Source organism: Thermoactinospora rubra (assembly GCF_002093975.1).
Classification (GTDB): domain Bacteria; phylum Actinomycetota; class Actinomycetes; order Streptosporangiales; family Streptosporangiaceae; genus Nonomuraea; species Nonomuraea rubra_A.
In genome coordinates this window covers 34,557-42,720 of sequence record NZ_MSZZ01000068.1, presented here as the reverse complement: position 1 = coordinate 42,720, position 8,164 = coordinate 34,557, and the positions used below count along the sequence as shown (strand labels likewise).

Here is an 8,164-nt window from a genome sequence, read left to right as displayed (position 1 = left end):
CCTGAGGGATTCGAACCCCCGACCGTCGGATTAGAAGTCCGATGCTCTATCCAGCTGAGCTAAGGGCGCTCCCGCCCCATTGTGCATGATCCCGCGACCGCTCACGAACCGGACCGCCGCCGATCCACCAACACGGCCGCACACCTCATCGGCCGGGCATGCGCGGCGTGATGCGCCCCTGGTCCACGAAGGCCAGGAAGACGGCGAAGGCGCCCAGCGCCCACATGCCCGCCTGGTCCTCGGTGAGGTTCATCGTGTCGCCGTCGTGGGAGACGAGGACGTACGTGTCGTGAGGTCCATGGCTCCACAGCAGCAGGACGTTCTCGTAGACGAGCACGTCGAGCATGGCGGCGAGGTCGTCGCGTGCGGTGGAGGGCATGGCCGGGGTTCCCACGTTCACAAAAGGCCCCTCGCCCGACAAATCCCTCGCTGTCTTCCATTTTGCGCTCGTTTGCGAGCCGTGGCGAGGCGTGCCCGGGTGAGGGCCTCTGCGTGTCGCAGGCGCGCGAAACGTGCCGCGCCGCGAAACGTGCCGCACGGCCGGAGCATCCCGGAAGAACCGGTCAGCCGCCGGGCCGTGCGGCGCCGCATCCCTCGCCTGCGCAGGTCGCACGGTCGCGCACCTGCGCGCTTGCGAATGTAAGCCCACCCTCACCCGCTCCCGCCCGCCTCGGGTGAGGGTTTGTCCCTCCCGGTGAGGGTTCCTTCTACCCGGAGGCCCGCGACCAGCCCAGGTTTGCGGTGAATGTCCTCCACCGTAATACTCGACATCGAGTAATGGAGGTCGCCCATGTCCACCCGAGCCCGCAGCAACCCCCTCGCGCTGGCCGTCCTCGCCCTGCTGTACGAGCGCCCGACCCACCCCTACGACATGGCCGCCACCATGCGCGAGCGGCACAAAGAGGACAGCATCAAGCTCAACTACGGCACGCTGTACTCGGTCGTCCAGAGCCTGGAGAAGCGCGGGCTCATTCAGGTCAAGGAGGTCGTCAGGGACGGGCGCCGACCGGAGCGCACGATCTACGAGATCACCGGCGCGGGCAAGCTCGAGCTCGAGGACTGGCTGAGCGAGCTGATCGCGGCCCCGGCCAGGGAGTACACCGGCTTCGAGGCGGGACTGTCCCTGCTGGGCGTGCTCGAGCCGGAGGAGGCGGTCAGGCTCCTGGAGGAGCGCAGGGCACGGCTCGACGAGTTCCTGCACGCCTCGGAGGCCATGCGCGAACTGGCCGCCAAGAGGGGGTTGACCAGGCTGCTGCTCATCGAGTCCGAGTATGTGACCATGCTGCGCCGAGCCGAGCGCGAGTGGGTGGCCCGCCTGATCGAGGACATCCGCGACGGCTCGTTCGAGGGGCTTGAGACGTGGCGGGACTGGCACCGGCGGATCGCCGCCGGACTGCCTCACGATCCGAATCACCAGCTATGAGGCGCCGAAGCGACGGCCGGAGGATGCCCCGCCGAGAGCCACCGGACCCGGCCGATCAACGGCCCACCCCATCCGACCGCCACAAAACTTCCGCCATATCCCTCAAAAACACCAGGCGAGAGCACCGGCCTGCCGTCTAAGCTCCTCTGTCATGGTCACGACGCTCGCCCCCGAGGTCCCGCTGCCGGGCGGGCACGCGACCGAGGGCGTCGTGCGCATCGGCGACACGGTACGCCGCCCGACCGGCCCCCACACCGCCAAGGTCCACGCCCTCCTCCGCCACCTGGAGCACGCCGGCTTCCAGGGCGCCCCGCGGGTGGTCGGCACGGACGCCCAGGGCCGCGAGATCCTGACCTTCATTCCCGGTACGGCGGGGCTGACGGCCGCGTCGGCCACCGACGAGGCTTTGGTACGGCTGGCCGCGCTGGTCCGCGAGTTCCACGAGGCGACCAGGGGGTTCCCCCTCGACCCGGACGGCTGGGCGATCGGCTCCAACGACGACGCGCCGGCCGACGTCATCGGGCATTGCGACATCACCCCCGAAAACACGATTTTTCGCGACCGCACCCCCGTCGCCTTGATCGACTTCGACCTCGCCCGCCCGACCACCAGGCTGTTCGACATCGCCACCACGCTCCGCCACTGGGCCCCCATCGCCGACCCGGTCGACCGCGACCCCCTCCTCCGCCAGGTCGACGTCGGCGCCCGGCTGCGGCTCTTCTGCGAGGCGTACGGCCTGGCCCCCCGCGACCGCCGCCGCCTCCTCGACGTGGCGCGGCTGCGCCTGCACCGCTCCTACACGGTCATGCGCGCCAGGGCGAGCGAGGGCGGCAGCTGGGCCCGCATGTGGGCGAACGGCGCGGGCCAGCGCATCCGCCGCGCCGCCGCCTGGCTCGACGCGCACGAGGACGACCTGCGCACCGCCCTGATCTGACCGGATCCGTCACCTGACCGGCTCGGCCATCCGGCCGACCCGCCACCCAGATCACGCGAGGCGCGACCCGCGACACGCCCTCCCCACGCCGTGTACCAAGATGAGCCCCGTGCCCCACCTGTCCCGTGCCGCCGGTCTCGCCCTCGGCGTCGTCCTCGACGCCGTCTTCGCCGACCCCCGCCGCGGCCACCCCGTCGCGCTCTTCGGCCGAGCCGCCGCCGCCCTGGAGCGCAGGCTGTACGGCGACGCCCGCCCCCGGGGCGTCGCCCACGTGGCCATCCTCGTCGCAGGATCCGCCGCCCTCGGCGCGGCCACCGAACGGGCACTCGCCAGGCGCCACCCCCAGACCACCAAGGCGGCCGTCGCCCGAACGCTGCTCACCGCCGCCGCGACCTGGGCCGTCCTCGGCGGCACGACGCTGGCCCGCGAAGGCGCCGCCATGGCGGACCGCCTGGAGGCCGGGGACCTCGACGCCGCCAGGAAGCGCCTGCCCCACCTGTGCGGCCGCGACCCGTCCGCTCTCGACGCCCCCGAGCTGGCCCGCGCGACCATCGAGTCCCTCGCCGAGAACACCTCCGACGCCGTGGTCGCGCCCCTGTTCTGGGGCGCGCTCGCCGGCGTCCCCGGCCTGCTCGCCTACCGCGCGATCAACACGCTGGACGCCATGGTCGGCCACCGCTCCCCCCGCTACGAGCGCTTCGGCTGGGCCGCGGCGAGGCTCGACGACGCGGCCAACTACCTCCCGGCCAGGCTCACCGGCCTGCTGACCGTCCTGGTGGGCCCCGACCGCGGGGGCGCGCTCGCCGTACTGCTGAGGGACGGCCACCGCCACCCCAGCCCGAACGCCGGCCGGTGCGAGGCCGCGTTCGCCGGGGCGCTGGGCCTCACCCTGGGCGGCGCCAACGTGTACGGCACGCGGGTGGAGCATCGCCCGGAGATGGGCGACGGCCCGAAACCCGAGGTGCGGGACATCAGGCGTGCCGTACGGCTGGCGCGGAAGGTGTCGCTGGCCGCCGCGGCGACCGCGATCACGACAGCGGCACTGCTCTGCCGGCGGTCCTGACCCACCCCGCCGCCCCCACCACCCGCCGATTACGCTGGTAAGCCCGTCGCAGAGGAGATCACATGACGGAACGCAAGCCGCCCGGCATGCCCTTCGAGTCCTGGATCGACAGGCAGATCCGCGAGGCCGCCGAACGCGGCGAGTTCGACAACCTGCCTGGCGCGGGCAAGCCGATCCCCGGCGCGGACCGCCCCTACGACGAGAACTGGTGGATCAAGCAGAAGCTCGAGGCCGAGGGCCTGTCCTTCCCCCTCCCGCCGTCGCTCCAGCTGCGCAAGGACGCCGAGGAGGCCCTGCGGGAGGCGCGCGGGGCCAGGACGGAGGCCGAGGCGCGGCGGATCGTCGAGGACATCAACGCCAGGATCCGCGAGGCGATCAGGAAGGGCGTCGACGGCCCGCCCGTGGCGCTGGTGCCGTTCGACGTGGAGGAGGTCATCCGCGAGTGGAGAGGCTCCGCCCCAGGTCGACGATGAACCGCGCGAGACCGGCCCGCTTGGCGAACAGCTCGCGCAGCGCCGGCGTGTCCTCCTGGCCCAGCATCTCGAACGGCAGCGCCGTCCAGGCGCTGCGCAGCACGAGCGAGGCCACGTAGCCGGTCCACACGTCCTGGACCGCCAGGCCGGGGAACGCCTCGGCGTAGGCGGCCAGGATCGCCTCGTGCACGACCGGCAGGTCGGCCGGGTCCAGGACACCCGCGTGGGCGCGCCCGCACAGCAGCTGCCCGAGGTCGAAGCCGAGGGCGGTGGGGTACGGCCAGCTCCAGTCGATGGCGACGAACTCGGCCGACCCGTCGGCGGGCACGAGCAGGTTGGAGGGGCTGGCGTCGCCGTGCCCGCGGAAACGAGGCAGCTCTTCGACGACGGCCACGAACTCCGCCACCCGGTCGGCCAGCGCGAGCAGGTCGCACTGCAGCAGCGGGTCGGCGACGGCGGCGACCAGGGGGTGGCGCCAGAATCCCGGGTCGCGCAGCGTGGGGATGAAGACGCCGGTGACCGGCCCGTCGAGGTAGGCGTGCAGGCCCTCGTCGAGGCCGTCGCCGGGGCGCGAGGCGGCGAGCTCGCCGAGCAGGCGGGCGGCGCGCCGGTAGCGGCCGAGGTCCCAGCAGTCCGCGACCTCGCGCACGTCCTCCAGCCACAGCGCGAGGCGGTCGTCGCCCAGGTCCTCCACGAGGTACACGCGCGGCAGCCGCAGGCCCTCGGGCAGGGCGGGCGGATCGAGGTAGAGGTCGGCCTCGGCGCGCCAGGGGAAGCGCTCGATCGTCCTGTCCCGGACGGCTTCCGGCACGAGGTGCACGTCCGGCCAGTGCCGCATGGACCGCAGGCGCTTGACGACCATCGACCAGGGCGTCCCGTCCGTGGTCTCCCCGCTGACCCGGTCGAGCGAGTCCGTCGCCAGCGCCTGGAAGGCCATGGACTCGACCCGGTAGGAGGCGATGTCGGCCCGCGGGTCGCCGACGCATGCCCGCACGGCCTCCCGCATGCTCAGGCTTCCCGTGATCTGCATGCCAGCGCTCCCGGCAGTCTGCGTGTCCATGCCCTGACGATGCCGTTTCGCGGGACAAGATCGCATGAGTACGCCATACTCAAGTGTGTGGCCTTTCTCCGGGCGCGTCAGCGAGCTGGCGGCGATCAGGTCGGCTGAGCGCGGGATCGTCGTCGCGGGACCGCCGGGAGCCGGCAAGAGCCGCCTGGTCGCCGAGGCGGTGAACGGGCAGGCGGACGCACGGCAGCCCGCGTGGGTGCGCGCCACCGAGGCCGCGGCCGAGCTCCCGTTGGGCGCGTTCGCGCCGCTCCTGCCCGAGGAGCCCCCGGAGGGCAACCCGCTGGGCTGGGCGGCCGCCGCGATCACCGCTCCCCTGCTCGTCGTCGACGACGCCCACCTGCTCGACTCCGCCTCCGCCGCCCTGCTGCACCACCTCGTGACGCACCGCCGTACCACGGTGGTCGCGACGGTCCGCACCCAGACCGACGCGCCGGACGCGGTGCGGGCCCTGTGGAAGGACGACCTGCTGCCCCGCCTCGACCTCGGGCCGCTCACCGAGACGGAGACGGGCGAGCTGCTCGCCCGCGCGCTGGGCGGCAGCGTCGACCCGGCGGCGACGGCCAGGATGTGGCGGGTGAGCGGCGGCAACGCCCTCTACGTCCGCGAACTGGTGCTGTCGGGCGCCATGGAGCGGGCGGGCGAGGTGTGGCGGTGGCGCGGCACGTGGTCCATGACGCCCTCGCTGCGCGACACGATCGCCTCGCGCATCGGCCGGGTGACCGGCGACGAGCGGGAAGTGCTGGAGTTCCTGGCGTACGGCGAGCCGCTGGGCGCCGACCTGCTGGCGCGGCTGTCGGCGGAGGAGGCGGTGGAGCGGCTGGAGGACCGCCAGCTGGTGGCCGTGGAGCAGGACGGCAGGCGGCTGCGGGTACGGCTGGCGCACCCGCTCTACGGCGAGGTGATCCGGTCGGGCTGCGGCGTCCTGCGCTCGCGCGCGCGCTGATGCGCAGGCTGGCCGACGCGGTCACCGAGACCGGGCTGCGCCGCCGCGAGGACGTGCTGCGGGTGGCGGTGTGGCGGCTCGACAGCGGCGTGCCGGCCGATCCCGGCCTGTTGCTGGCCGCCTCCGACCGGGCGAGGGTGGTGCGGGACCTGGACCTGGCGGCCCGGCTGGCGCGCGCCGCCGTCGAGGCCGGCGGCGGGGCGCCCGCCCTGACCTCGTTGGGTGCCGTGCTGTTCTACGCCGACCGCCACGACGAGGCCGAGGAGGCCTTCGCCCGCGCGTGGGCCATGGACATGGACGAGGAGCAGCGGACGCACTGCGGCGCGCACCGCGCGTTCAACCTGTTCTGGGGCCTGGGCCGGGTCGAGGCCGCGTTCGCCGTCATGGACGAGGTCCAGCGCGCCGCCGCCGGAGCGCCGGCCCTGCAAGGGGTCCGCGGCACCCGGGCCGCGCTGGACCTCTTCGCCGGCGACCTGGAGGCGGCACGGGCCCGGTGGGAGAGCCTGGGCGAGTTCGCCGACCGCCGCGCGGTCCTGGCGGGCGCCTCGATCCTGACCCGCCTCCGCTACACCGAGGCGCGGCTGGCCGAGTGCCTCGCCGCGGTGGACGCCGCGACAGCCGAGCTGGCCAAGGAGCCGCACCGGCTGCCCAGCATGAGCTCGGCCGTCTACGAGGCGGCGGCCCAGGCGTACCTGCTGGCCGGCGACCTGGACGCCGCCGACCGCTACATCGCCACCGGGTACCGGCTGGATGAGGACTTCGGCTCCTGGCCCCGCGTGACCATCATGTTCGGCTCGATCGAGGCGCAGGCGCTCAGGCTCCGCGGCCGCGTGGCGGACTCGCTGGACCGCGCCCGCCACGCCGTCTCCCGGCTGCGGGGCCGCAGCGTGTTCGCGGGGCTGTGCCTGGGCGAGCTGGCCCACGCGCACGCCCTGCTCGGCGAGGCCGACGCCGCCGAGGCGGCCCTGGCCAGGGCGGAGACGGTCGGCATGCCCGTCGGCCCGCCGGTGGTGGTGCCGCTGCGCCGGGCGAGGATCTGGACGCTCGCGGCGCGCGGTGACATCGCGGGCGCGGTCCGCGCGGCGCTGGAGCTCGCCGAGGAGGGCCTGCCCTGCGACCTGCCGCCGACGCTGCACGACGTGGTCCGGCTGGGTCGCCCCGACCTGGTGGCCGGCCGCCTCGCCGCGCTGCCCGCCGAGGGCGATCTGATCCCGGTTCTGGTACGGCACGCGCACGCCCGCGACGGTGCCGCGCTCGACGCCGTGTCCCGTGACTTCGAGCGCCTGGGCTTCCTCCTCTACGCGGCGGAGGCCGGCGCGCAGGCCGCGGCCGCCCACCGGCGGGAGGGACGGCAGCGCGCCGCCCGGGCCGCCGAGACGAGGGCCTGGCGGCTGGCCAGGCGGTGCCAGGGGGCCAGGACGATCGCGCTGGTGGACCTCGACATGCCCGACCTGACGCCGCGTCAGCGCGAGATCGCCCTGCTGGCGGCGCAGGGGCTCACCAACCGCGACATCGCCGCGCGGCTGTTCCTGTCGGTCCGCACGGTGGCCAACACGCTCGCCGCGGTCTACGAGAAGACGGGGGTGAACGACCGCACCGCGCTGGGCGAGCTGCTGAAGTCGCTTTAGGGCAGCCGGACCGTGATCTCGTTGCCGAGCTTGTAGCCGTCCAGCAGCTCCAGGTCGTCGCCGCTCCAGAAGCGTCCGGGGTCGTACCAGGCCGAGCGCCGCCCGGCCGGCAGCAGCCCCATCGCCTCGTAGGTGATGCCCACGACCTCGGCGCAGTAGGCGCTCTCCAGCACGCGCTCGCGGGGCGGGCGGCGCAGCTGCGGCAGCCGGCCGCGGGCCCAGCGCGCGGCCAGCCGGGCGGTGGACGGGAAGGGCGTGCCGTCGAGCCGGGCGACGGTGCGCAGCGCGGCGTCCTCCATCTCGCGCGTGGCCACCGGGTCGAGCTGGCGCAGCCAGGCCCGCTGGCCGTACCTGCGGCCCCAGACCAGCACCGCGGCCCGCAGGTCGTGCAGCTGCACGCCCCTGTGGTGCGTGCCCGACCACAGGTCGGGCAGCGACTTGCCCAGCTCGGCGTGCCACATCATGGACGGCAGGTCCTCCGCCACGATGGCCATGCCCACGTGGTTGACGGGGCTGTTGGTCACGGTCTGGATGGCCCGGTCGGGCACCGAGCGGCCTCTGAACACCCACAGATCGCCGGTCCGTGTCAGGTCGACGGCTTCGTCAAGGGTCAGCACATCGCTAGCGTAGG

9 protein-coding genes are annotated in these 8,164 nt (G+C 74.0%); 6 read left to right on the top strand and 3 right to left on the bottom strand.

The window, feature by feature from the left end:
* Positions 1-145 precede the first annotated feature (145 nt).
* Positions 146-400 (bottom strand): hypothetical protein, encoded by a 255-nt coding sequence (locus tag BSB02_RS35935; protein ID WP_143591617.1) that lies wholly within the window; start codon positions 398-400, stop codon positions 146-148.
* A 390-nt stretch (positions 401-790) separates the two neighbouring features.
* Between BSB02_RS35935 and BSB02_RS35930 the strand changes: the two genes are divergently transcribed.
* The 4 genes from BSB02_RS35930 to BSB02_RS35915 all read left to right on the top strand — a co-directional run bounded on the left by BSB02_RS35930 (position 791) and on the right by BSB02_RS35915 (position 3,893).
* Positions 791-1,423, top strand: a complete 633-nt coding sequence (locus tag BSB02_RS35930) for a PadR family transcriptional regulator (RefSeq protein ID WP_084965467.1) — start codon at positions 791-793, stop codon at positions 1,421-1,423.
* Between the two features lie 151 nt (positions 1,424-1,574).
* Positions 1,575-2,357, top strand: a complete 783-nt coding sequence (locus tag BSB02_RS35925) for a phosphotransferase (protein ID WP_084965466.1) — start codon at positions 1,575-1,577, stop codon at positions 2,355-2,357.
* Between the two features lie 100 nt (positions 2,358-2,457).
* Positions 2,458-3,420: a cobalamin biosynthesis protein gene (locus BSB02_RS35920; RefSeq protein WP_084965465.1), complete on the top strand. Its 963-nt coding sequence runs from the start codon at positions 2,458-2,460 to the stop codon at positions 3,418-3,420.
* Positions 3,421-3,482: 62 nt separating this feature from the next.
* The gene (locus BSB02_RS35915; RefSeq protein WP_084965464.1) at positions 3,483-3,893 is read left to right on the top strand and encodes a DnaJ family domain-containing protein; all 411 of its coding nucleotides are present in this window, start codon (positions 3,483-3,485) and stop codon (positions 3,891-3,893) included.
* Here the strand turns inward: BSB02_RS35915 and BSB02_RS35910 are convergent.
* On the bottom strand, positions 3,853-4,953 hold the full coding sequence (locus BSB02_RS35910; RefSeq protein WP_143591615.1) for an aminoglycoside phosphotransferase/kinase family protein: 1,101 nt from the start codon (positions 4,951-4,953) through the stop codon (positions 3,853-3,855). The two genes, BSB02_RS35915 and BSB02_RS35910, sit on opposite strands and share 41 nt — an antisense overlap.
* A 55-nt stretch (positions 4,954-5,008) precedes the next feature.
* Here BSB02_RS35910 and BSB02_RS35905 point away from each other — a divergent pair, with 55 nt between their 5' ends.
* Positions 5,009-5,905, top strand: a complete 897-nt coding sequence (locus BSB02_RS35905; RefSeq protein ID WP_084965462.1) for a P-loop NTPase family protein — start codon at positions 5,009-5,011, stop codon at positions 5,903-5,905.
* Positions 5,905-7,533, top strand: coding sequence for a helix-turn-helix domain-containing protein (locus tag BSB02_RS35900; RefSeq protein ID WP_084965461.1), 1,629 nt, complete (start codon positions 5,905-5,907; stop codon positions 7,531-7,533). The genes BSB02_RS35905 and BSB02_RS35900 overlap by 1 nt, the downstream gene beginning before the upstream one ends.
* On the opposite strand, the gene BSB02_RS35895 is transcribed toward BSB02_RS35900, so the two are convergent.
* Entirely contained in the window at positions 7,530-8,147 is a 618-nt protein-coding gene (locus BSB02_RS35895; RefSeq protein ID WP_206185076.1) for a hypothetical protein, read from the bottom strand. The two genes, BSB02_RS35900 and BSB02_RS35895, sit on opposite strands and share 4 nt — an antisense overlap.
* Between the last annotated feature and the right edge of the window lie 17 nt (positions 8,148-8,164).